Annotated in this window: 15 protein-coding genes; 12 read left to right on the top strand and 3 right to left on the bottom strand. The window is 39.7% G+C overall.

The features are described 5' to 3' along the window. Positions 1–31: 31 nt before the first annotated feature. The 3 genes from MUN87_RS07390 to nagE all read left to right on the top strand — a co-directional run bounded on the left by MUN87_RS07390 (position 32) and on the right by nagE (position 2,967). Complete coding sequence (locus MUN87_RS07390; RefSeq protein ID WP_244747066.1) at positions 32–517, top strand: PTS sugar transporter subunit IIA; 486 nt, start codon at positions 32–34, stop codon at positions 515–517. A gap of 31 nt (positions 518–548) precedes the next feature. Beyond that, complete coding sequence (locus tag MUN87_RS07385; protein ID WP_244747065.1) at positions 549–1,367, top strand: PRD domain-containing protein; 819 nt, start codon at positions 549–551, stop codon at positions 1,365–1,367. 136 nt (positions 1,368–1,503) lie between these two features. Further along, positions 1,504–2,967, top strand: a complete 1,464-nt coding sequence (nagE, locus tag MUN87_RS07380; RefSeq protein ID WP_244747064.1) for an N-acetylglucosamine-specific PTS transporter subunit IIBC — start codon at positions 1,504–1,506, stop codon at positions 2,965–2,967. Positions 2,968–3,712: 745 nt separating this feature from the next. Here the strand turns inward: nagE and MUN87_RS07375 are convergent. Next, the gene (locus tag MUN87_RS07375; RefSeq protein WP_244747063.1) at positions 3,713–4,663 is read right to left on the bottom strand and encodes a lytic polysaccharide monooxygenase; all 951 of its coding nucleotides are present in this window, start codon (positions 4,661–4,663) and stop codon (positions 3,713–3,715) included. A gap of 443 nt (positions 4,664–5,106) precedes the next feature. Here MUN87_RS07375 and MUN87_RS07370 point away from each other — a divergent pair, with 443 nt between their 5' ends. From MUN87_RS07370 to MUN87_RS07360, 3 genes are all read left to right on the top strand, one after another. After that, positions 5,107–7,326, top strand: coding sequence for a glycoside hydrolase family 18 protein (locus tag MUN87_RS07370; RefSeq protein WP_244747062.1), 2,220 nt, complete (start codon positions 5,107–5,109; stop codon positions 7,324–7,326). A gap of 579 nt (positions 7,327–7,905) precedes the next feature. Continuing rightward, positions 7,906–9,201, top strand: coding sequence for a group II intron reverse transcriptase/maturase (gene ltrA / locus MUN87_RS07365; protein ID WP_244747061.1), 1,296 nt, complete (start codon positions 7,906–7,908; stop codon positions 9,199–9,201). 1,001 nt (positions 9,202–10,202) lie between these two features. Then, positions 10,203–12,098 carry a PrkA family serine protein kinase gene (locus MUN87_RS07360; protein ID WP_244747060.1) on the top strand — a complete coding sequence of 632 codons (1,896 nt, stop codon included), beginning with the start codon at positions 10,203–10,205 and terminating at the stop codon, positions 12,096–12,098. Between the two features lie 111 nt (positions 12,099–12,209). On the opposite strand, the gene panF is transcribed toward MUN87_RS07360, so the two are convergent. Together panF and MUN87_RS07350 are read right to left on the bottom strand one after the other, a co-directional pair. Further along, the gene (gene panF / locus MUN87_RS07355) at positions 12,210–13,655 is read right to left on the bottom strand and encodes a sodium/pantothenate symporter (RefSeq protein WP_244747059.1); all 1,446 of its coding nucleotides are present in this window, start codon (positions 13,653–13,655) and stop codon (positions 12,210–12,212) included. Further along, positions 13,652–13,927 (bottom strand): YhdT family protein, encoded by a 276-nt coding sequence (locus tag MUN87_RS07350; protein ID WP_244747058.1) that lies wholly within the window; start codon positions 13,925–13,927, stop codon positions 13,652–13,654. The genes panF and MUN87_RS07350 overlap by 4 nt, the downstream gene beginning before the upstream one ends. A 169-nt stretch (positions 13,928–14,096) precedes the next feature. Here MUN87_RS07350 and MUN87_RS07345 point away from each other — a divergent pair, with 169 nt between their 5' ends. From MUN87_RS07345 to MUN87_RS07320, 6 genes are all read left to right on the top strand, one after another. After that, positions 14,097–15,269, top strand: a complete 1,173-nt coding sequence (locus MUN87_RS07345) for an ROK family transcriptional regulator (RefSeq protein ID WP_244747057.1) — start codon at positions 14,097–14,099, stop codon at positions 15,267–15,269. 250 nt (positions 15,270–15,519) lie between these two features. Further along, the gene (locus MUN87_RS07340) at positions 15,520–18,390 is read left to right on the top strand and encodes a 2-oxoglutarate dehydrogenase E1 component (protein ID WP_255840639.1); all 2,871 of its coding nucleotides are present in this window, start codon (positions 15,520–15,522) and stop codon (positions 18,388–18,390) included. Next, on the top strand, positions 18,377–19,651 hold the full coding sequence (gene odhB / locus MUN87_RS07335; protein ID WP_244747056.1) for a 2-oxoglutarate dehydrogenase complex dihydrolipoyllysine-residue succinyltransferase: 1,275 nt from the start codon (positions 18,377–18,379) through the stop codon (positions 19,649–19,651). Before MUN87_RS07340 ends, odhB begins: the two co-directional genes overlap by 14 nt. 1,031 nt (positions 19,652–20,682) lie before the next feature. Further along, positions 20,683–21,840: a sporulation protein YhbH gene (gene yhbH, locus MUN87_RS07330; RefSeq protein WP_244747055.1), complete on the top strand. Its 1,158-nt coding sequence runs from the start codon at positions 20,683–20,685 to the stop codon at positions 21,838–21,840. Between the two features lie 1,005 nt (positions 21,841–22,845). Further along, positions 22,846–23,334 carry a DUF4367 domain-containing protein gene (locus tag MUN87_RS07325; protein ID WP_244747054.1) on the top strand — a complete coding sequence of 163 codons (489 nt, stop codon included), beginning with the start codon at positions 22,846–22,848 and terminating at the stop codon, positions 23,332–23,334. Between the two features lie 146 nt (positions 23,335–23,480). Then, a complete protein-coding gene (locus MUN87_RS07320; protein WP_244747053.1) occupies positions 23,481–24,671 on the top strand; it encodes a NupC/NupG family nucleoside CNT transporter in 1,191 nt (396 codons plus the stop codon). Positions 24,672–24,876 lie beyond the last annotated feature (205 nt).

The raw sequence follows: 24,876 nt of genomic DNA, 5'->3' as shown, positions 1-24,876 counted from the left end.
TTTGTTCACTTCTCAGGAAAGGAAATCACAAATGTTTAAAAAATTATTTAACAAATCAAAAAAAGTTGAACTGTTAGCACCATTAACTGGTAAAGTTGTAGCTTTGGAGGATGTACCAGACCCTGTCTTTGGTCAGAAAATGATGGGGGAAGGGATTGCGATCACTCCAGAAAACGGAAAAGTAGTAGCACCAGTAGATGCAACAATTGTACAAATTCCCGAAACAAAACACGCAATCGGTATGAGAACGAATGATGGAGTAGAAATACTGATCCATGTTGGCTTAGAAACAGTTGGCTTAAAAGGTGAGGGGTTTAATATATTAGTTAAAGAAGGAGAAAAAGTTGCCGCGGGTCAAATAGTAATGGAATTTGACTTGAATTATATCCGTGAAAATGCTGAGAATACGGTGACACCGATGGTTATTACGAATAGTAAAGAGCTTGATCAGTCTATTCAACTAACAAATGAGAAACAATGCGAAGCTGGGAAAACAAGCCTTTTGACGCTTAGCTAAAATTATCCGGTTCTGTAAGGGGATGGTTAACATGCGATTGAAGAAAATTTTGAATAACAATGCAGTACTTGTCATAGATAATCAACAAGAAAAAGTAGCAATTGGAACTGGTATAGCATTTGGCAAAAGAAAAAACGATCGTATTAACCCGAGTAAGGTAGAGCAATTGTTTGAAATGAAAGAAAATGAAAAATTGCAGCAGCTGTTAAATAGAATTCCTGAAGAACATTTCATCATTTCAGAAGAAATCATTTCATATGCTGAGGACTATTTAGGTTCAAAGTTAAGTGAACACATCCATATTGCTCTTACAGATCATGTTTCGTTTGCCATTGAAAGGATAGAAGATGGTATACATTTGCAAAACAAATTATTGAATGAAATTAAGATACTCTACCGCAATGAGTTTGAAATCGGGCTGTGGGCTGTGCGTCATATTCGGGAGAAATTAAATATAGATGTTCCGATAGACGAAGCAGCTCATATCGCTCTTCATGTTCATACGATGAAACTTCAAGGAGGTGATTATCAGCAAACGATTAAGCATACAGCCATTGTACGAGAGATGATTCAGTTATTTTTAGAGAAGTTGGACATGAATATTAGTGAAGACGATTTATCTTATCAGCGCCTTGTTACACACTTGCATTTTGCTTTGTCGCGAGTGAGTCATTATCAATTGCATGAAATGGATGAAGAAATGTTAGGCATGATTCAACAAAAATTTTCTGATTCGTATCAAGTAACAAGAACAGTCACGTCATGTATAACGGAGAAGTATGATATCGCATTTCCATCGTCAGAACTTGGTTATATAACTATTCATATACAAAGGCTAAAAAAGGACTAATATATTTTAACTTATGCGTTATGAAGAATGAGAAAAGCTCGACGCAGCTACTATTTAGAGTGTACCAAAATAAGAAAAACTACGGTATGAATGACGAATTTTTTTATGTTGTTCATACATTGGAGGAGGAAATAAAATGGTAATGAAATATCTTCAAAATATCGGTAGATCCTTGATGTTACCGGTTGCAGTTCTTCCTGCAGCAGCAATTTTGATGGGACTGGGCTACTGGCTTGATCCGGAAGGCTGGGGGGAAGCAAATGTAGTTGCAGCCTTCTTAATCAAGGCGGGTGAATCGATTGTATCAGGACCGAGTATGTCGATTTTGTTCGCGGTCGGTTTGGCCTTTGGGATGTCCAAGGATAAAGATGGTTCCGCTGCACTTAGTGGTCTCGTATCCTACCTAGTTATTACGACACTATTATCAACAGATTCCGTTGCTCTGCTGCAAAGCGCGGATCCGGAAAATGTGAATGCAGCTTTTGGCAATATTGAAAACCAATTCATTGGTATTATTTCAGGTATCTTAGCATCGGTCATGTACAATCGTTTTAGCCATGTGAAATTACCCGATGCATTGGCATTCTTTAGTGGAAAACGATTAGTACCCATTATGACAGCAGTATCCAGTTTAATTGTTGCTGCTATTCTATTCTTAGTATGGCCATTTATTTATTCAGGGTTAGTTTCATTCGGTAAAGCAATCATCGATCTAGATGCGATTGGTGCAGGTTTATACGGCTTCTTTAACCGTTTATTAATTCCAACTGGTTTACACCATGCTTTAAACTCGGTATTTTGGTTTGATGTTGCTGGTATTAATGATATTGCTAACTTCTGGAATGGAGAAGGAGAAAAAGGTGTTACAGGTATGTACCAGGCAGGTTTCTTCCCGGTCATGATGTTCGGTCTTCCAGCGGCAGCATTAGCGATGTACCATACCGCAAAAACGAAGAAAAAGAAAACAGCAGCTTCTCTATTAATGGCAGCGGCTTTTGCTTCTTTCTTCACTGGTGTAACAGAACCGCTTGAATTCTCTTTCATGTTCTTAGCGCCAGCATTGTATGTAGTACATGCTGCCTTAACAGGTTTATCCTTAGGGATTGCAGCTGCATTTGACTGGACAGCAGGCTTTGGATTTAGTGCTGGTTTAGTAGACTTTATCCTAAGCTCACGACTTCCATTGGCAAATCAGCCATATATGTTGATTGTACAAGGTCTTGTATTTGCTGTGATTTATTATGTGCTATTCCGTTTCTTGATTACGAAGTTTAATTTGAAAACGCCTGGTCGTGAAGATGATACAGAAGAACAAGTAACAACAAAAGAAGAGGATTCAGACGCTGGCAAGCAAGATGATATTTCAGTAATGGCAAAAGAAATCTACGCTGGATTAGGCGGAGATGACAATGTGTTAACATTAGATAACTGTGTCACAAGATTACGTCTCGAAGTTAAAGACTTAGCGGCAGTTGACAAGCAACGCATTAAGAATACCGGTGTTCCTGGTATCAAAGAAGTAGGGGAAAATGGTATTCAGGTCATTGTCGGTACACAAGTGCAATTTGTAGCAGACGAAATGAAAAAACTGAGAAAATAGAAAAAAGCATGACTGTGTAAGCAGTCATGCTTTTTTACTGTATTATTAAGCGTGGTACAAGAAATGATAGTACTCTAGTAGAAGTTAATCATGCTAAATAGGAATGTAGGTTCTTATAATATGGATTATGTCCAACAAAGGCAGTATATCGAAATGATCATTTTGATATACTTTATCTGCTCAGTAAAGCTCCGGAAATAGGCTCCGCGGGACGCGAAGTGGTTGGACGGAGCGGTATCCCAGCACATTAAATATCTCAATATGGATGCTTGGCTATTAACAGTTGCTGACACATCTGGATTGGCGGTTATCCGGAAAAGTTGATAGGCGTATGAAGATGATGACGAACTTTATGGCAATCGGATGCGAAAGGCTGCCAAATGCAAGAATATGAAGAACTTTAGGCAAAAGAGTGTTACACGAAGTCTCCAATACATGAACAGCAGTGGACTTCATGTGTTGGTTGGTGCAAGAGAACGCCGAACGCATGAAGAAGAGGTAACTTCAGGCGAAAGGAGAAGCAAGAAAACGTCCAATGCATGAAGAAGAGCAATCATTATCTGTCAGTACATAGAAAAAGCCTAAAGCTAATAGCATCAGCCTTCTTTTTTATACGATAGGAAACCCTAAAGTTTACAAAGATGAATCCTGGCGTAGTGAAAATTTAGGTGTACCAACAAGTATAAGAAAAAATACGGCACTCGCTAAAAGACGAAGAGAATGCCGTATTTTTCTAATTTTTCTTTTAGCTGACAACTGCCCATACATCGCTGGAACCTGGGGTGTCGCCTCTTGTCCACCATTTGGCCTCATACTGGCTGCCGTTGTAAAGGACTTGATCACCGCCGCTGTAGGCTTTACTCGCGTCCCATTCGAGTACATCTGTATTGCCAGAATCAGCTCCGTCTTCACTAACTAATTCCCATGCATCAGATGAGCCTGGTGTATCACCTTGCGTCCACCATTTCGCCTGATAAGTAGCACCGTTATATGTGACCTGGTCACCACCTAAATATACGCTATCAGCATTCCATTCAGGTGTATCAACAGGTTCTTCAGGATCTTCAGGGTCTCCTGGATCACCTGGTTCAACAAATTCTCCGTCAAAGTTCGCATCAATTACCTGATAGAATGCGTTCGCTGTATCTGCTACTTCCCAATAAGCTAGAATAACATGATAGCCCTCGCGCTGTGGGATTTCACAGTCATGTGTGGTAGTAAAGTCAGGTCGTTGACCATTATCATTGTAAGTACAAAATAATTCAAAATCAGATCGTTCTAATGGAGAGTTGGGATCCCATCCCTCTTTTGTAATGTAGTAATTCCAACTTTTAGTAGCATGAGCTGCAGTTAAAGACCATTCAAACGTGAAGGCACCACTAGACATTGGCACTTGTGCCCAGCGCGTTTCTGACTGTTCATCCAATTTCGGAAAAACACCGCCAGCACTTGCTATTTGTCCATCTGCGACACCTGCTTCAGGGAAATTGCCTGGCCCTTCTAAGCTTTGCGGTTCGTATACAACTGCTCCACAATCCGTATTTACACCCTCTGAACAAAGTAACGAACGGCTTTCAGGATTGCTGACATATCCATGAGCGGATACCATTGAAGCGAATACTAATGACATCACTAATAAAACACCTAGCATAAAGACTGTTCTCATCATTTCTCTACCAGTTACTTTTACAGACATATTCATCCTCCTTGTAATCTAGAGGTCTATACCTCAAGCGTTAAAAATAATATAAGAGTTTAATAGAGTAGCAGCCTCCCTTCTGGATCAATTAACTCTTATACTTTTTATTCTAAGGAAAGTGCTTACGTAATTCAACATCTTTTTCTATTAATTAGAATAGTTAGTAATAATTAACTATTTTTAATGGAAAATATAGGTTTTGGATTGTTTGTCTGCACAGTTGTATATAAGTTTAGGTCTGCCAGGTTATGCCTTGATTTTCTATTATCAGCCTTATTGAAATGTAGAAAAAATAAATGTTAAAAATTTCATGTTCTATATTGACACCTTTGATAGAGTTGGATAATCTTGTATAGAGGTATAGTCATCTTATCTATAAAATAGATTGCGTTTACATCGGTCAGGATTCTATTAATCAAGTAAAAGGAGTGGAGAAAACGGTGACAGAAAGAAAGAATCTTCCGAGAGGTGTAAAAGGTTGGGTGTTGGGAGCGATTGCTCTCCTTATGTTTTCGATTAGTTTATCGATAGGCACGACAGTACAAACGAGCGCAGCAGAGCAGGATGATGAATATAGAGTGGTCGGATATTATACGCAATGGTCTACGTATGGAAGGGATTATCAAGCTGTAGATATTGATGCCAGTAACCTGACACATATTGTTTATGCCTTTGCGGATTATTGCTGGGATGGTGCAGGACATGCAGCCAGCACTCAGTGTGAAGGCATAGAAAATGGTACGGTTGTGTCAGCTGATCCTTGGGCAGATTATCAGAATCCAAATGTAATAGGCCTGGAAGAAGGAGAGGAGTGGAATAGAGATTTTTATGGTAATTTAGGTGGGCTGGCAAAGCTTAAAGATCAAAATCCTGGATTAAAAACATTACTCTCGATAGGTGGCTGGACATTCTCTAAGAATTTTTCTAATGTTGCTGCTTCTGAGGAAACGAGGCAGACATTCGCCGCATCTGCGGTAGAGTTTATGAGAACGTATGAAATGGATGGGGTTGATATTGATTGGGAGTATCCGGTTGCAGGCGGTTTGGAAGGAAACATTCATCGGCCCGAGGATAAAGAAAATCATACGTTATTGTTACAAACAATCCGTGATGAGTTGGATAAAGCGGAGCAAGAAGATGGGAGACAATATGAGTTAGCCATTGCATCCAGTGCCAATCCTTCCTATTTAGAGCACAATGAATTAAACAGAATAGCGGAGATTGTCGATTTTATTGATATTATGACATATGATTTTAACGGAAGCTGGCAGAAGACAAGTGCACACAATGCGCCGTTATTTGCGGATCCTCAAGCTAAAGAAGCAGGAGTCTCAAGTACAGAGGTGTTTAATGTAGCTACTGCGATCCAGGGTCACTTAGATGCAGGAGTCCCGTCAGATAAATTAGTAATGGGCATGCCTTTCTATGGTCGTTCATGGGGAGGTTGCGATTCGGATGGAGATAGCCATAATGGCGGTTACTATCAGAATTGTGAAGGAGCAGGAAATGGTACGTGGGAAGCGGGTGTCTATGATTATGATGATATTATCAAAAATAAATTAACAGATAACCAATTCACTGCTCATTGGAATGACGCTGCAAAGGTTCCATATTTATATAATGAACAAACAGGGGAATTTATCAGTTACGATGATAAACGATCGATTGCTGCAAAAGTCGCCTATGTCGAAAACCTCGAGCTTGGCGGTGCTATGATTTGGGAACTAAGTGCAGATCGTGAAAGTCAATTATTGGGCTTGATCAAGCAAGAGTTTTCTAACGGGACTGTGCCACCGGCGCCAATTCCGCCTGATGACGGAACGGTTACTAGTATCGATGATTTAGAGGTTGATGGTGAGGAATATAAATATTCCAATCAGGAGAATAAAGAGAGTGTAGTATTTCAGGCAACACTTATCGATGAATTGCCCGAAAATGCGAAGTTGACGATTTTGTATCATGATCTTAAGATTTCTGTTCCTGTATCTAATGTAAAAACTGGTGCCAACATTACAATTAAATTCACTCCATTTGACGGAGAGGTTAAAGAGAAACAAGACCGACTGATTAGTAATTTGTACACTTTGCAGATATTAACGGGCGAAGACAGTTTAACAGACTTTACTGAGAACCCTGTCACTTTAACCTATGGAGTAAACGCAGAAAAAGTAGAGAATTGGGACGAGCTCGCACTTTATTTATTAGATGAAACAGGAAAGAAAACGAAAGAATTTCCTGTCACTGCCAATGAAGAGAAGGCTACAGTTAGTGGAGAAGTTTCACATTTTAGTATATATGGCGTTTTTCAAAATATAATGGAAGAGGATACAACGGAAGAGGATGAAAATGAAACAGGTTCTGATAAGGACGCTGACGATACGGATTTACCGGAAGAGGAGACGAAAGAAGAACCAACGGAAGAGGAGCCTGGGGATAATACAGACGAGAAAACAAATTCGAATGATACAAAAAATCAAGCGAAATCCGATCAAGGAAATCAGGAGGGTACCAGGCAATCCGAAACCAATTTAGAAGAGGATGCAGAAGGACAGCCATTACCGGATACGGCCACCAATCAGTATAGATCCCTGCTTGCTGGATTTTTATCCGTAATTACTGGGGGATTAGTTCTGTTTTTTTCACGCTTGCGCAAAGGATAATGACATGCAGAGTAGCTATGAATCAACATAGCTACTCTTTTTTTAGTCGCGTGCCCAGCAAGCCGTTAATTGCTAGTTGGTGAAAGTCCAACCCGAGTAAGTACCAAGACGCTCGGTAGCTGACGGGCAATTGGTGGAGAAATCCTAAGGTTGAAGCCCCGTGACAAAGTACTCTACGTAGTGCGAGCAACTTAACAGGTTGTAACATCAAGTGAATCTTGCAGCCTCGTCAATTACAACCCTCACAAGAGGAACAAGGGAAGTCGAGTTTGTGACTGATAAGCGAAGACCATGGAAGGTGTGAAGAACTTGGAATATCAACACCGAAGAATCCCTCGGGGTATGGAGAGCGACATGTTAAGAAAGTAAATAACGGAACTGGGGATATCCTCCTCGGTCACTTCAGAAAGGAAGTAAAACAGACACCTATAAGCGTATCGTGAAATGGTGGATGGGCTGAGAGGAAGTCGGAGGGGGTCATAGTACCAGAGATGATCATGACAACATAACGTGATCTAGGGAAGGACGGCAGAAGCCAGAACCCTGCTTCGTTCACATGTTGGAAGGAGGTAAGAGTGAGTGAATGCTAAATTAGCTAACTACACCAATCAAGTAAAAGCTCGACAACTTCAACGAACATTATACCTTTGTGCCAAGGGAAGTCAGACACGGCGGTTTCATGCCTTGTATGATAAGATGTATCGCCCAGATATTTTATGGGAAGCGTGGCGACGAGTGAAAAGAAATAGAGGAAGCAGTGGGGTAGACAACCAAACTTTGGAAGATATCAGTGATTATGGAGAAAAGAAATTTTTGAATGAACTCTATATAGAACTGAAGGAAAAGAACTACCATCCACAACCCGTACTGCGAACGTATATACCGAAAGATGATGGAAAGAAACGACCGTTAGGCATTCCTACGGTGAAAGACAGAATCGCACAAATGGCTATGAAAATTGTCATCGAGCCCATTTTTGAGGCGGACTTTCAAGGAAGTTCGTATGGATTTCGCCCGAGACGAAATGCCCATCAAGCGATTGCGAAAATCCGCAAAGAAAGTAAACGAAAGTATTGGGTGTTAGACGTCGACATCCAAGGATACTTTGACAACATCAACCATGAAAAGTTGATGAAATTGGTAGAACAGCGCATCAGTGATCGACGAGTGCTTAAGGTCATGCGCAAATGGTTAGAAGCAGGGATTATGGAGGATGATTCGTTAGAACAATCCCTCATAGGTGCTCCACAAGGCGGTGTTATTTCTCCGTTATTGTCGAACATCTATTTAAATGCGATGGACACGATTTGGGAAAAGCAGTTTCGCCACTTAGGATCGCTTATTCGGTATGCGGATGATTTTGTCATTATGTGTAAAACCAAGCAACAAGCGCTCGAAGGCATTCGTGTGATCCAAGGCATCATGAAGAAGTTAGATTTAACACTACACGAGGGCAAATCAAAGCTTGTCCACATTTGGGATGATCGTGACGGATTTGATTTCTTAGGTTTTCATCATCGTAAGTTCCCGGTACGAAAGAAGGGTGGACACCTCTTCTATTTCATGTATCACATTCCCAGTAAGAAAGCGATGAAGAAGATGCGCAAGAAAATTAAAGCATATACATCACCACGATCTAAATTACATGTAGAAATAGGAGAATTAATAGATGGTTTAAACCGCAAGTTACAAGGGTTTAAGAATTACTATCAACTTTCTCCCATGTCCAAGCGATGGTTAAATCATATCGATTGGTATGTATTAGAGCGTCTAAACATCTTTCGTAACAACAAAAAGAATAGGCAATATAAGCATGCTTATCTACAAGAAACGGCTAGAGAAGTCCATTACAGACTTGTGAAATTAGCTGTATAACCCGTAAAGCCAAAGGATGAAGAACGTCGGAAAGCCGTATGAGGGAAAACTTCACGTACGGTTTGATGAGGGGAAATAGGAGGAGGATAGTACCCTCGAGTCTGGCTTAGTAAGGTGGAACACCCTGAAACCCGAAGACAAGAAGGTAATATCTAATTCCTGTTTTCTACTCTACAAGAAAGTATATAAGTTTGGTCACATCAGTAATCATATTGAACATGATTGGAGTTCCTATTATATGATTATGTTAACAAAAGTTGTATTGCAGAATGGTCATTTTGATATAATTTATCTGCTTAGCAAAGCTCCGGAAATAGGCCTCGCAGGACGCGGAGTGTTCTCAAAATGGATGCTCGGCTAGCAATGGCTAGACATAATCAATATTATAGGTAGTTGTATATCATTTATCTCAATTAGGACTGGGCGGGTTATGTCCGTTTTTTCTGGTAAGCAAAGAAAGTATATAAGTACAGCCGTAGAAGTAATCATGCTGAATAGGAAGTTGTTTATTAATGAAGTCAACTAGGACCGGGTGGTTTATAACCGGTTTTTCTTATAAGTCAAGAAAGTATAAATTTTGGGCTATATGATGTTCGCTGACAGAAACGGCCACGTCCGGCTCCAGCGCCCAGAGACTAGGCGACTTCGCGAAATCGCCCTACGATAAGTCATCATCGATTCGCAAGCTCACCGTGATTCCTTTATCTCAGTTGATTCGCTCCACTCGCTACGTCTCTAAACGGGCGCTTGCGCCTTTGTTCTAACCGTCTGTAAGACTCCCGCTTCAAGCTTTGGGTATCACGAGAGGGAGTAAACAGCCGCTAACACCCTGATAAGTTTCGCTAATGACGGTGGGGCAAGAACCCTCGCCGATCAAAGTCTCACTTTATATTCATTTTTTACGGTGGGTGTACATACATTTAAAAATAACAACATTTGAATCTACTATCTTGTTTGTCCTGAGGGGCAACAGAAGATTTACTTAACTGGGAGGTCATGGAATGGATATTTTACGGAAGGTGCAAGAATATAGAACAACCCAGCATGCACTAAAATGGGAAGGCACTTTTTCACAGTATTTGGAGTTGTTGAAAGAAAAGCCTTATCTTGCTCAGTCAGCACACTCTCGAATTTATCAAATGATAAAAGATCAAGGTGTGACAGATGACAATGGAGTAAGGGAATATGCCTTTTTTAGTGATCAATTATTCGGATTAGAAGAAGCACTAGAGAAATTAGTGGAAGAATATTTTCATCCAGCTGCTAAACGATTAGATGTCAAAAAAAGAATCTTGCTGTTAATGGGACCTGTCAGTGGTGGTAAATCCACATTAGTAACATTGCTTAAAAGGGGACTGGAGGAGTACTCCTTAACGGATCAAGGAGCAGTTTATGCTATAAAAGGCTGTCCGATGCATGAAAATCCTTTGCATCTTATTCCGCAGCACTTAAGAAAAGATTTTGAAGAAGAATACGGCATTCGTATAGAAGGAAATCTGTCACCACTTAACCGTTTACGATTAGAAGAGGACTATGATGGCAGAATAGAAGATGTGATGGTAGAACGTGTCTTTTTCTCTGAAGATAATCGAGTTGGCATTGGTACATTCAGTCCATCTGATCCAAAATCACAGGATATTGCTGATTTAACAGGTTCGATTGATTTCTCCACGATCGCAACGTACGGATCGGAATCAGATCCTCGCGCCTATCGTTTTGATGGAGAATTGAATAAAGCCAACCGCGGTCTGATGGAATTCCAGGAGATGCTAAAATGTGATGAGAAGTTTCTCTGGCATTTACTTTCTCTTACACAGGAAGGGAATTTTAAAGCGGGACGATTTGCCTTGATATCAGCCGATGAAATGATTGTGGCGCATACGAATGAATCAGAATACAGGTCGTTCATCGCGAATAAAAAGAACGAAGCACTGCATTCCCGTATGATTGTGATGCCAATTCCTTATAATTTGAAATTAGATCAGGAAGAACGAATTTACGAAAAAATGATTAAAGAAAGTGATATTAAAGAGGTGCACATTGCTCCTCACACACTAAAAATTGCAGCAATGTTTACGATTCTGACACGACTGAAAGAATCGAAGCAAAGTAATATCAGTTTGCTGAAAAAATTATATTTGTATAATGATCAGGACGTAGAAGGCTTTAGTGATCAGGATGTCAGTGCTTTGAAGAAAGAATATTCGGATGAAGGGATGACGGGTATTGATCCTCGTTATGTTATTAATAGAATCTCTTCGACGATCATTCGTAAAGAAATGGAAGCCATTAATGCACTGGATGTACTCCGCTCCTTAAAAGATGGCTTAGATGACCATCCGTCCATTACGAAGGAACAGAAGGAAGATTATCTTGATTTTATTTCAGTAGCGCGTAAAGAATATGATGAACTTGCGAAAAAAGAAGTACAGAAAGCATTTGTGTATTCGTACGAGGAGTCTGCCAAAACGTTAATGAATAATTACCTTGATAATGTGGAAGCTTTCTGTAATAAAACAAAAATCGAGGATCCATTAACTGGGGAAGAAATGCATCCGGACGAAAAGTTAATGCGTTCCATTGAAGAACAAATCGGTATTTCCGAAAATGCCAAAAAAGCATTCCGTGAAGAAATCCTTATTCGTATTTCTGCCTATGCAAGAAAAGGCAAAAAATTCGATTACCAATCCCATGAACGTTTACGCGAAGCGATTCAGAAAAAACTGTTTGCAGATCTGAAGGATGTCGTAAAAATAACGACTTCCACGAAAACACCAGATGAGCAGCAACTGAAGAAAATGAACGAAGTAGTTGCAACCTTAGTCGAAGAATATGGCTATACATCTCAATCTGCTAATGATTTATTACGCTATGTTGGAAGCTTGTTAAATCGCTAAACTTAAAAAACATCCCGCAGTCCTGTGTGTGCAGGCTGGGGATGTTTTTGTTTTGGTGTATGTTCACTGTAGAAAAGTATAAACTTTTAGCAATGAAGAAGCGCGACGAACTTATGCGAGTGAATCGGAAACTGTTTGTTTATCCTTCACGCTGTAGCTTGCTAGTACGTATGCGATTAAGGATAGTATGATGGATGATACAACAGAGTGCATACCGAATGGCTGTGGATAAAATGCCTGGAATGCGATATAAGATATCATACCAGTTATAATCGCAGCGATTGCGCCGTATTTATTGCCTTTCTTCCAATAGATCCCCATTACTACCGGCCAAATAAACGCAGCTTCTAAACCGCCAATAGTATACAGGTTTAACCAGATGATTAAATCAGGCGGGTGGATTGCAATTAAATACACGATTACGCCTAGTATAGCTGTTACAGTCATGCTGATTTTTCGAATTCTGTTCACTGGCGCTTTGGGCTGGATATAATTACTGTAAATATCTTTAACAATCGTCGAACTGACCAATAAGAGTAAAGAATCGACGGTGGACATAATGGCTGCCAATGGAGCGGCTAGTACAATACCTGCCAGCCAGCCAGGTAATACTTCGAGTGCAATTAACGGAATAACCGTATCCGCCACTTCAATATCAGGCAAGATCGGACGAGCAAATACACCGATTAAGTGCATATTTAACATAATTACCCCAACAACGATTGTTCCAATGACAAGCGCCCGATGAAAGGCTCTCGTATTTTGATAAGACATTGCTCGTACTACTATTTGCGGTAATGCGACAATCCCTACACCGACCAAAATCCAAAACGATGATACGTATAACGGTGACAAGGTACCGTCCGCACCATAAGGGGTGATCAGGTTCGGGTTTTCAGTTTGTAAATCATTCATGATAGCTGAGATACCACCACCAGAAATAATGATGGCAATTAACAGAATAATGGTACCGACAACCATAATACTTCCTTGAATAGAATCGGTTAAAGTAACAGCGCGAAACCCACCGAGTGTAACATAGAGAAGCACAGTCACCACGAATATAAGTAAAGCCGTATGATAGGATAATCCTGTAATCGATTCAATTAACCGTCCAGCACCAATCCATTGTGCCGCCATCGTGGAAAATAAAAAAATAACAATACTGAATGAGGACAATAAGACGACCCATTTCGATTGATATCGATGTTTCAAAAAATCAACCATCGTAATGGCCTTATATCTTTTAGCAGTAATGGCAAATCTTTTTCCTAAAATCATTAAGGTGAAATAACCGGTAGCCACCTGGATCACAGAAAGCAGTACCCAGCCCAGTCCTTCGTTATATGCAACACCAGGCCCTCCGATAAAACTGCTCGCACTTCCGTATGTGGCAGACATCGTCATCGCAAGGACAAATCCGCCTAAACGACGTCCTCCCAAGTAATAGTCCTCCATAAAGGAAGTGTTGCTTTGATTGCTTCTGCTCACCAATAACCCTGCCAAAAATATTAAGGCAAGTGCACCGAATAATGTAATAGTTGCTGCAAGATTCATAACCGATCATACTCCTCATCATCTAACGAAAAATCCTTAAAGAAAAATGTCACCACAATACTAACCAGTATCATCATCAGGATAACCCCAACGATACAGCTGTAAAAAAACCAAGCCGGAAAACCTAAAATAAATGTATATTGTTCAGGCTCTTTGCTGCCTAGTCCATAGGCAAAAGCAAACCACCAGATGAAATTAAACAGAACTAAACATATACCAATGATGGCTTCACGATTTGCGATTTTAAATCGATTATCCAAGTCATGTTTCATCAAAATACCCTCCCTGTAAACAATACCTATCCTAAAAAGTAAACCATAATCGACGTTATGTGACAAGACAGCCGTTATCATTCACCTTTGATTATACTAGCAGATTGTGCTGTATCGTGGTAGCCTATTTATAAACCTAATTTAAGATGTGTGCAAAGGAGTAAGTCATGTGTTAAAGAATTTTTTACAACAATCATCTGCAAAATACATAACAATGAAGCAAATATATTATTTTTTGCATCAGCATGGTTCATCTACGAAAGCGAACTTGGTAGAGCAGTTAAAGATGAAACAGACAACAGTTTCCCGTCATTTAGAGCAATTGCTTTCAGAAAAAATCATTAAATTCAGGACCTTTGGAGCGTCATCTGGCGGAAGGCCTCCCGCTGTATTTGAGGTAAATCCGGATGCGGGCTACATTATCGGTATCGACCTGTCGCGTACGAAAACTACGTTAACGCTGGCCAATTGCAAATTTAGTGATATTGATCACTATTCTTTTAAAATGAACGATAAACATACACCGGCATATACAATTTCACTATTAGCGAAACAAATAAAGTATTTATTGGATAAACATGATATTTCCAATGACATGGTGCTCGGGATTGGAATCGGTACTGTAGGGCCGATCGACAGAATAGAAGGAATGATTCTGGAACCGGATGCTTTTATTGCAGAGGGGTGGCATCATATACCTTTAGTTAGTGAATTAAGGAAAAAAGTAAATATTGATACAATCCAGATCGAAAATGGTGCGAATTTAGCTGCGTTGATGAGTGGACAAAACTGTCAGGATACGATTTTGTATTGCATTAGTGGCAGAGGTTTACGCTGTGGTGTAGTATCCAACGGCTCGATGATTCATAACAGAACAGGTGATGCAAGCTCTTTTGGTGAAATGATTATAGATGTACAAAACGGGACTTCCCTTGCAACGTTGATTTCCTATGACTATTTGCTAAAAGAAGTGAACCGCCGCTATCAGGAATACCATGGCCGGGCATTTCTGGACACTGACAAAAAAAAAGATACCATGGATCAATTGTTAGTGGCGTTGGAGCAAGGAGACACGATAGTTCAAGCGGCTGTTTCTGATTCCGCTTTTATGTACGGAATAGGAATTGCGAACATGGTCAATGTTTTACATCCAGATAAAGTGGTATTGAATAGTGAACTCACCATACACTATCAACCGTATTATCAAAAAATCATAGAAACGGCGAAGCAGCATATTAAAAGGTTCGAACGAGAACCTGTAACGTTTACGATGGAAGAGCAACGTGACCAGGTCATTTCCTTGGGGGCTTGCGCGCTCGTTTTTCAAGGTTATTTTTCCTAGCTATACTGTCTGGATAATTTGATTCTTTTAAACGACCGGATTGTATTATTTAACGCAAAATCACGCTTATTTCATGCAATTATGGTAGAATGATAAACTTTTCCAAAAAGAATTGAATTTATCCGGACTTATATGTTGTTTCCCTACCTAAAATAGGTTATATTTATTGGTGTAATGATTTAATCATTACAAGATTTGGATGGGAGTTAAGTTAAGTAGGAGAAAGTGACTTCTAATGGGGGTATAAGACGTGACACAGCAGGAATCCAGTGAGAGATTCTGGAAAAAGTTTTACGGCCCAAACATGGGTTACGTACAAGAACAGTATGAGCTTTATTTGGAAAACAAAGACTCAGTTGATCCATCCTTGAAAGAAATGTTCGATGAATACGGCGCACCAACCGAAATTACAGAAGGTCAACAAGCAGAGGTAGCAAGTGGAAAGAGCTTATCGTCTGAAATAAGTGCCAAACATTTAACCTCAGCAATCAAACTTGTTGAGGCCATTCGTCGTTATGGACATTTGAAGGCAGAAATCTATCCCGTAGGCTCTGGTATCCATACGGATAGTTCGCTGGTCGACCCGAAACATTACAATCTTAGTAAAGACGTTTTGGAAGCGATTCCGGCAGATTGGGTATGGGATCAGAATATCCAAGGAATTACGACGGCTCAAGATGTAGTCGAACATTTAACGAATCAATATGCAGGAACGATTTCGTTTGAATATGATCATGTGAATAATGATCTTGAACGTTTATGGTTCCAAGAAAATATTGAGTCAGGTAAATATCGTTTTCCGTTCTCAGATGAAGAAAAGAAACAATTATTAGGGAAAATTGTCGATGTTGAAGGCTTTGAGAATTTCTTAGCCAAGACATTTGTTGCACAGAAACGTTTTTCAATTGAAGGTTTGGAAATGATGGTGCCAATTTTAGACCGCATCGTACAGAATTCCTTTTATGATGAAACAGAAGAGATTTTAATGGGAATGGCGCACAGAGGAAGATTAAGTGTATTAACTTCTATTCTGGGTAAACCATACGACAAATTATTCTCAGAGTTTCATCCATCAGCAGATAAGGAATTAGTACCATCTTCACCAGGATCCAGAGCCATTACATATGGTTGGACGGGTGATGTTAAATATCATTTTGGTGCAAAACGCGATGTCGGTGAAGAGAAGCCATCTCCAACTAAAATAACATTAGCACATAACCCTTCCCACTTGGAGTTTGTTAACCCGGTTGTGGAAGGTTTTACAAGAGCAGCGCAAGATTTTCGTTTCGAAAAAGGAAAACCTGAACAGAACGTCGATAAAGCATTTAGTATATTGATACACGGAGATGCTGCATTTATTGGCGAAGGTGTAGTGGCAGAAACCTTTAACCTTAGTTCGCTAGCTGGTTACAGCACAGGTGGAACACTTCATATTATCGCAAATAACCTGGTAGGGTTTACGACAGGTCAGCGTCAAGGTCGTTCTACCAGATATGCCAGTGATTTAGCGAAAGGCTTTGAAGTGCCAATTATTCACGTGAATGCAGATGACCCGGAAGCGTGTATTTCTGCAGCTATGCTAGCGTATGATTACCGTAAAAAATTCAGAAAGGATGTATTAATTGATTTGGTTGGTTATCGCCGATACGGTCATAATGAAATGGATGAACCACGTGCGACACAGCCGAAGTTATACAAATCAATTGATAAGCATCCTACTTGTGCATCGGTTTATGCCAATCGTTTACAAGAACAAAATATCGTCACGAAACAAACTTTTGAAGAAATGCAAGAAGCTGTTTTCAATAAATTGCAGGGTATTTATGATGATATGACGGAAAGTGTCAATGAAAATCCGGAAGCAATGCCGGTACCGCAAGCATTGCGTCAAGGTTTGAGTGACATTGAGACAGCCGTACCAAAGGATTTACTATTATCTTTGAATAAAGGTCTTTTGAAAAGGCCAGACGGTTTTCAATCCTTTAAGAAGCTCGAAAAAATCCTATCAAAGCGTCATAATACGTTTGAGAAAGAAGCCAAAGCAGATTGGGCTGTAGGAGAGGCTTTAGCTTATGCATCGATTTTACAGGATGGAATCCCGATCCGTATGACGGGACAGGATTCTGAACGTGGTACATTTGCTCACCGTCACCTTATGTTACACGACGTAGACAGCAGTGATACGTATTGTCCAATGCATGGGCTTGATGAAGCGAAGGCTACGTTTGATATTCATAACAGTCCTTTATCAGAGGCGGCAGTATTAGGCTTTGAATATGGATATAGTGTAAAAGCACCGAAAACGCTTGTTATTTGGGAAGCGCAATTTGGTGACTTTGCCAATGCAGGTCAAGTCATTTTTGATCAGTTTATTGCAGCAGGACGTGCGAAATGGGATGAACGTTCGAACATGGTGATGTTGTTGCCGCACGGTTATGAAGGGCAAGGACCCGAGCATTCCAGCGCAAGAGCGGAAAGGTTCTTAACAATGGCAGCAGAAAATAACTGGATTGTTGCCAACGTCACAACCAGTGCTCAGTTCTTCCATCTGTTAAGACGTCAGGCAGCATTAGTGGATAGTGAAGCTGCAAGACCGTTAGTAGTCTTAACGCCGAAAAGCTTACTGCGCAGTCCCCGTGTAGTATCGAAGATCGAAGAATTTACGAACGGAAAATTCGAACCAATGATTCCACAGCCTGGTTTAGAATTAACATCGAAAAAAGCAAAGCGACTTTTAATCGGTACAGGTAAAGTGATGGTTGATATTGAAGAGAAAATGAGTTCAAATCAGGATCAATATCAGGATATTCACGTCATTCGTCTCGAACAAATCTATCCGTTCCCTGAAAAGAAAATTCAGGAAGTGATCGATGGTTGTCCGAACCTTCAAGAAATTGTGTGGGTACAGGAAGAACCAAGAAACATGGGTGCATTTAATTTCGTCAAAGAGCTTCTTTTCCGAATGGTGGAAGATACAGAACTTGCATTGCACTATGTTGGGCGCTGTGAGCGTTCTTCGCCATCAGTTGGTGATCCACATATTCATAAAACAGAACAAAGACGCATCATTAAAAGAGCATTAGAGCTATCTGAAGGAGGAGAAACCAATGAAAGAAGTTAAGGTCCCAGAATTAGCAGAATCCATTACAGAAGGTACGATCGCAGAATGGCTTGTCAGTGAGGGTGATTCCGTTGAAAAAGGTGACCCGATCTGTGAGTTGGAAACAGATAAAGTAAATGTGGAAGTAAACGCAGACTTTTCAGGTGTTATTGCTGAATTTGTAAGAGAAGAAGGCGACGATGTAGAAGTAGGAGAAGTCATCGCCAAAATCGATGAAAGCGGAGATGCATCTGGTAAATCTGAGGACGCTCCGAAAGAAGAAGAGCCTGCTAAGGAAGAACCAAAGCAGGAAGAAAAGCAGGAAGCACCGAAGCAAGAAAAGAAACAACCTGCGTCTGATTCAGGAAAAGAAAGTAAAAAAGGTGAGGTTGTAGCATCTCCTGCTGCAAGAAAACGTGCCAGAGAATTAGGTATTGATCTGCAGGAAATTAGAGCTGCTGATCCACTTGGCCGTATTCGCCCTGAAGATGTGGAAAAAGCAGCGAAAGCAAAAGATAGCAAGAAAAATGCTGATAAAAAACCAGCCGCTTCCAATTCTAATCAAAAACAAGAGTTTGATAAGCCAGTAGAACGAGAAAAAATGACTCGTCGTCGTCAAACGATTGCTAATCGTCTAGTCGATGCACAACATAATGCGGCAATGCTGACAACCTTTAATGAAGTAGACATGACAGCTGTTATGAAACTTCGTGGCGAACGTAAGAATAAATTTCAAGAAAAACACGGCATTAAACTAGGCTTCATGTCATTCTTTACGAAAGCTGTTGTCAGTGCATTAAGAGAATTTCCATACTTAAATGCTGAAATTCAAGAAAATGAAATTGTGAAGAAGAAATTCTATGACATCGGTATTGCGGTTTCTACTGATGATGGACTTGTTGTACCAGTTGTTAGAGATGCCGACCGTTTAGATTTCGCTGGTATCGAATCACAAATTGCTGATCTCGGAACAAAAGCGAAAAATAAAGAATTACAAATTAGTGATCTACAAGGTGGTTCTTTTACAATCACTAATGGTGGTATTTTTGGATCGTTATTATCGACTCCAATTCTAAATGCACCACAGGTTGGTATCCTTGGAATGCATAGCATCCAAAAACGCCCAATGGTAATGCCTGACGATTCCATCGAAGTTCGTCCGATGATGTATATCGCGCTATCTTACGACCACAGAATCGTAGATGGTAAAGAGGCAGTACAATTCCTTGTACGCGTGAAACAATTACTAGAAGATCCATATGATTTATTGCTAGAAGGTTAATACCAAGCACTTACCTGTTTAACAGGTAAGTGCTATTTTTATAGTGTAAAAGTGCAGTCACAGCAGTAATATGTTGAACATGAACTTAGTTCCCTAATATGGATTATGTAAACAAAGACTGTATTGCAGAATGGTCATTTTGATATATTTAATCTGCTTAGCAAAGCTCCGGAAATATGCTCCGCGTCCTGTGGGCACGGCTTCAGCTAGGCTATTACTTGAATTACTTCCATGGTGCCTTGTGCCGAGGAAGCTCACTTCGAAGCGATACTTTCAGACGCAGGCACAAATGAAGTGGATCTTTAGCTCGCGCTGAGGCATGAGGAGTCTCCGCCTATTTCCTACGCTTAAGGGAAGTACTACAACGCATGGAAAAGCAAAAAGCAGTGTTTCTAGGCATTTTTCAATAACTATTATATATGTATACGATCAATATGCTAGCTCTACCAAAAATTGTAGAGTCCCAATTCTAGCGTAGGCCAACCACGGAGACTCCCGCGGGACAGGCAGGCGCTGAAGATCCACTTTGTGAAGTGCCTTTCTTCACAAAGTTAGCTTCAGCCGTGCCCCGCAGGACGCGGAGTGGTTGGCCGAAGCGGCATCCCAGCACATTAAATATCTCAATATGGATACTTGGCAAGGAATGGCTAGTTTACATAATCCATATTATAGGTAGTTGTATATTATTTATGTTAGTTAGGACCGGATGGATTAATTAATAAGTGTGAATTAATTTAAAACAACTGATAATACGGTTTATGCAATACAGCCTATGATCCAGTTGTAAAAGTGTAAGAAGTACATAGATTGCAAGTGGTTTGGTAGTTAATCTATCAATGAATCAACAGTGCCTAGTATCTAACAAAAATATTCTCACACTACAATTTAGAGAGAATACTGCTCTGTAGCGCGCAATACGCTTAATTATACCAATGCTTATGTAAATATTATTAAAAATTTCTGACAAAAATACTTAATCATTCTCCTATTGCTTGCATACAATAAAATAATACAAGCGAGGAGGGGATTTAATGGCTGATGTAAACTTTGTAATTGCTGAGGAAGATTGGTCCCTCCATCGAAAAGGGTTTGATGACCAGAAACGACATCAAGACAAAATAAAAGAAGTTATCAAAAAGAAGCTGCCAGATATTGTGAGTGAAGAAAACATCATTATGTCTCGAGGAAAAGAAATTATCAGAATCCCGATTCGATCCCTTGACGAATATAAGATTCGTTATAGTCAGTCCAAAAATAAACATGTCGGGCAAGGAGACGGAGAAAGCGAAGTAGGAGATGTCGTTGCACAAGACCCACAACAACAACAGCAAAAGGGACAAAAAGGTGAGAAAGCAGGAGATCAGCCTGGAACTGACTATTATGAAGCGGAAGTAGACTTTGAGACAGTAGAAGAGACATTTTTTTCACAATTGGCATTACCCAATTTGATGGAGAAAGAACAGGATAATATTACGATTACAGATGTTGAATTTCGTGATATTCGTAAAAAAGGTCTCATTGGAAACATTGATAAAAAAAGAACAATGCTCGCGTCCTACAGAAGAAATGCATTAGAAGGAAAACCTTCTTTTAATCCGATTTTTCCAGATGATTTACGTTTTAAAACATGGGATAACATCGAAAAACCGGAGTCAAAAGCAGTTGTGCTTGCGATGATGGATACGAGTGGTTCCATGGGTCAGTTCGAGAAGTATGTAGCACGCAGTTTTTATTTCTGGATGGTCCGATTTTTACGACAAAAATATGAAACAGTGGATGTAGAGTTTATTGCTCATCACACCGAGGCGAAAGTTGTCGATGAAGAATCATTTTTTACAAAAGGGGAAAGTGGCGGAACAATTTGTTCTTCTGCTTATCGTAAGGCATTAGATTTGATAGAGAAAAAATATCCTGCTAGTCGATATAATATATATCCATTTCACTTTTCAGATGGTGATAATCTAACTTCTGATAATAGAAGATCGATAGAGGCTGTGCAAGCATTATTAGAAGATTCGAGTATGTTCTGCTATGGAGAGGTTAATCAATATAATCGTTATTCAACACTTATGCAAGCATTTAAAGATGTCGATCACCCGCGGTTCAAACAATATGTTCTGCGTAGCAAAGAAGATGTATTCTACGCAATGAAACATTTCTTCCATAAAGAAAACGTCGATGCTAAATAGCATCGACGTTTTTTTGTGATAAGACGAAAAAGTATATAATCATTGTCATGAAGATGAATAACGGAAGTAAATAAAGGTCTAAAATAAAATTGGTTCTTATAATATGGATTATGTATACTAGCCATCGCTAGCCACGCAGCTATATTGAGCTATATAATGTGCTGGGATACCGCTTCGGCCAACCACTCCGCGTCCTGCGGGGCACGGCTGAAGCTAACTTTGTGAAGAAAGGCACTTCACAAAGTGGATCTTCAGCACCTGCATAATCCCGCGAGAGTCTACGTGGTTGGCCTCCGCTCGGATTGGGACTCTACAATTTTTGTCAGAGCTAGCATATTGATTTCCTGCATATATATTAGCTATTGAAAAATGCAAAGAACCACTGCTTTTTGCTGTTACATAAGTTATTACACTTCCCTCAAGCGTAGGAAATATGCGGAGACTCCCGTGGAATCAGCGCGATCTGAAGATCCACTTGGTCTGTGCCTGTGTCTGCAGGTATCGCTTCGAAGTAAGCTTCCTCGGCACAAGGCAGCAAAGATGCTGTTCGAGTAGTAGCCTAGCTGAAGCCGTGCCCACAGGACGCGGAGCCTATTTCCGGAGCTTTGCTAAGCTGATAATATATATCAAAATGACCATCTTGAAATACAGCCTTTGTTAACATAATCCATATTATAGGAAGTTGTTTATTAATTAAGTCAATTAGGACCGGGTGGTTTATGCCCGGTTTTTCTTATACGTAACAACTGTCATGGAGGGAAATTGAAATTATAGCAGTATTTATTTTATGAACTGTATTATTTCAAACGTCATAAGACATATTAATAGCAAGATGCTAAAAAAATTAGATGATTTAAGAATGTAAGCCCAATTAATCAGAAATAGATGTTATAATCAAAGCGGAAAGAACACATATTATGTAAAAAGAAGGAAATGACTGAAACTTTTTGTCGAGAGCTATCGTCTAATATATAACAAGAAACCTAATTATGGAGGAAGACAAGTATGAAATATTGGCTATACACAATGACAGCAATGATGACTTTTTTTCTGCTAATTGGCTGTAATGCCCAATCAGCGGTACCTGAAGGATACTATACATATGAGAAAGACAAAGTGGAACAAGCTGTTCAATCGTTGAATTTTAATCCCGAATTACCTTCTTTTGTGCCGATAGTAGCCGATATACTTGTTACCGACAGTTTCTATTTTAAAGATCTGAATAACCAAGCTTTTGATATCACAATTTTTACGAACGCTAATGATATCTTTACCATACAACTGATAAATGGTGAGTTGAAAGAGGCGGAAGCTGATTTTGAATCCGTTGCACTGAATGATTCATTAGAGGGTTATTATCAGGATCACTCTTATTCCAAAACGTTAAAATGGGAAAAAGATGATATTACGTACCAAATTATTTACCGGCCAAGTGAATCTAATATTTCTAAGGAGCAGTTAGTTAAAGTAGCCCAATCTTTTGATGCCTTATAATTCCTAAAAACAGTTGCAACAACTACATGATTTATAGTACTATCACTGATGGGTTAATTATTCATTATCAATAGGAAATATTAGATTAATATTTATTCTTAAGGGTAATGTAAACATAATAAGACAAACATAAGGGAGGAAATGGTGTGGGGATTGTACTGGGACTAATTGCTATTGCACTTGTACTGGCTATCGCATTTGCTATGTCGAATAATCGTAAAGATATTAATTTTAAAGGCATCGGCATCATGCTGTTGGCACAATTAGTTACAACTTGGTTTATGTTTAAAACACCGATCGGTGAGGCAATTATTAACTTTATTTCGGATGTGTTTAATAAACTAATCGAATTTGGGATGGAAGGTGTTAACTTTGTAGTGGGTGGTATTTCAATTGAAGAAAATTCTACCGTGTTTTTCTTTAATGTACTGCTGATCATTATTTTCTTTGCCACTCTTTTATCTGTACTTACTTACTTAAAGATACTACCGCTCATTATTAAATACTTCGGCTGGGCTTTATCCAAAATTACCGGTCTGCCGAAAGTGGAATCATTTAACGCGGTAAACAGTATGTTTTTTGGCCAATCAGAAGCATTGTTAGCAATTAAATCACAGTTTCATCATTTAAACAACAATCGCTTATATATTGTAAGTGCGTCGGCGATGGGGTCTGTGTCCGCATCTATTATTGGTGCTTATTTACAGATGCTGCCTGCGCAGTATGTATTAGTTGCTGTGCCATTAAATATGTTTAGTACTTTAATCATTGCTTCGATGATTGCACCGGTCAAAATTGACAAAAAAGACGATAATGTTGATATTCAAGACGTATCGGAAGCAAAAAGTCTGTTTGAAGCTATGGGGAATGGTGCATTGGACGGTGGCCGAATTGCCTTAATCGTAGCAGCAATGCTTATCGCATTTATTGCAGCACTGGAATTAGTGAATTGGGTATTCGCTGCTGTATTTGCAGGAATAACATTACAAGAGGTATTAGGTTATGTGCTGTACCCGTTAGGATTTCTGATGGGAATTGCACCAGGTGAATTGTTACAAGCAGGAAGTATTATGGGAACGAAAATTATTACCAATGAATTCGTGGCAATGCTTGAGTTACAGCCGCTTGTCGGAGAGCTTTCTGAAAAAACAGTAGGTATCGTTACTGTATTTTTAACTAGCTTTGCTAACTTCAGTTCTATTGGAATTATTGCCGGTACCGTTCAGGGGATCGACAGTGAAAAAGGTGCAACCGTATCAAAATTCGGTATGAAGCTGTTAGTAGGTGCCACATTAGGTTCCGCACTATCAGCTACAATGGCTGGCTTATTCTTATAATATAGTGAAAAATCAGGTGTTTATTTCAACACCTGATTTTTTTATCACTTAAGAAAGCATATAAGTGTAGTCACAGCAGTAATCTTATAGAGTTTGAAGTTGAGTTCCTATAATATGGATTATGTAAACAAACGGCCTTAGCAATACGGTGATTTTGAAATGTTTCAAGTGCTGGCATACCGCTCTGGCCAACCACTTCGCGTCC

Origin of the sequence: Gracilibacillus salinarum (assembly GCF_022919575.1) — a bacterium.
GTDB classification, from domain to species: domain Bacteria; phylum Bacillota; class Bacilli; order Bacillales; family Amphibacillaceae; genus Gracilibacillus; species Gracilibacillus salinarum.
This window is presented reverse-complemented; position numbering and strand designations above follow the sequence as displayed.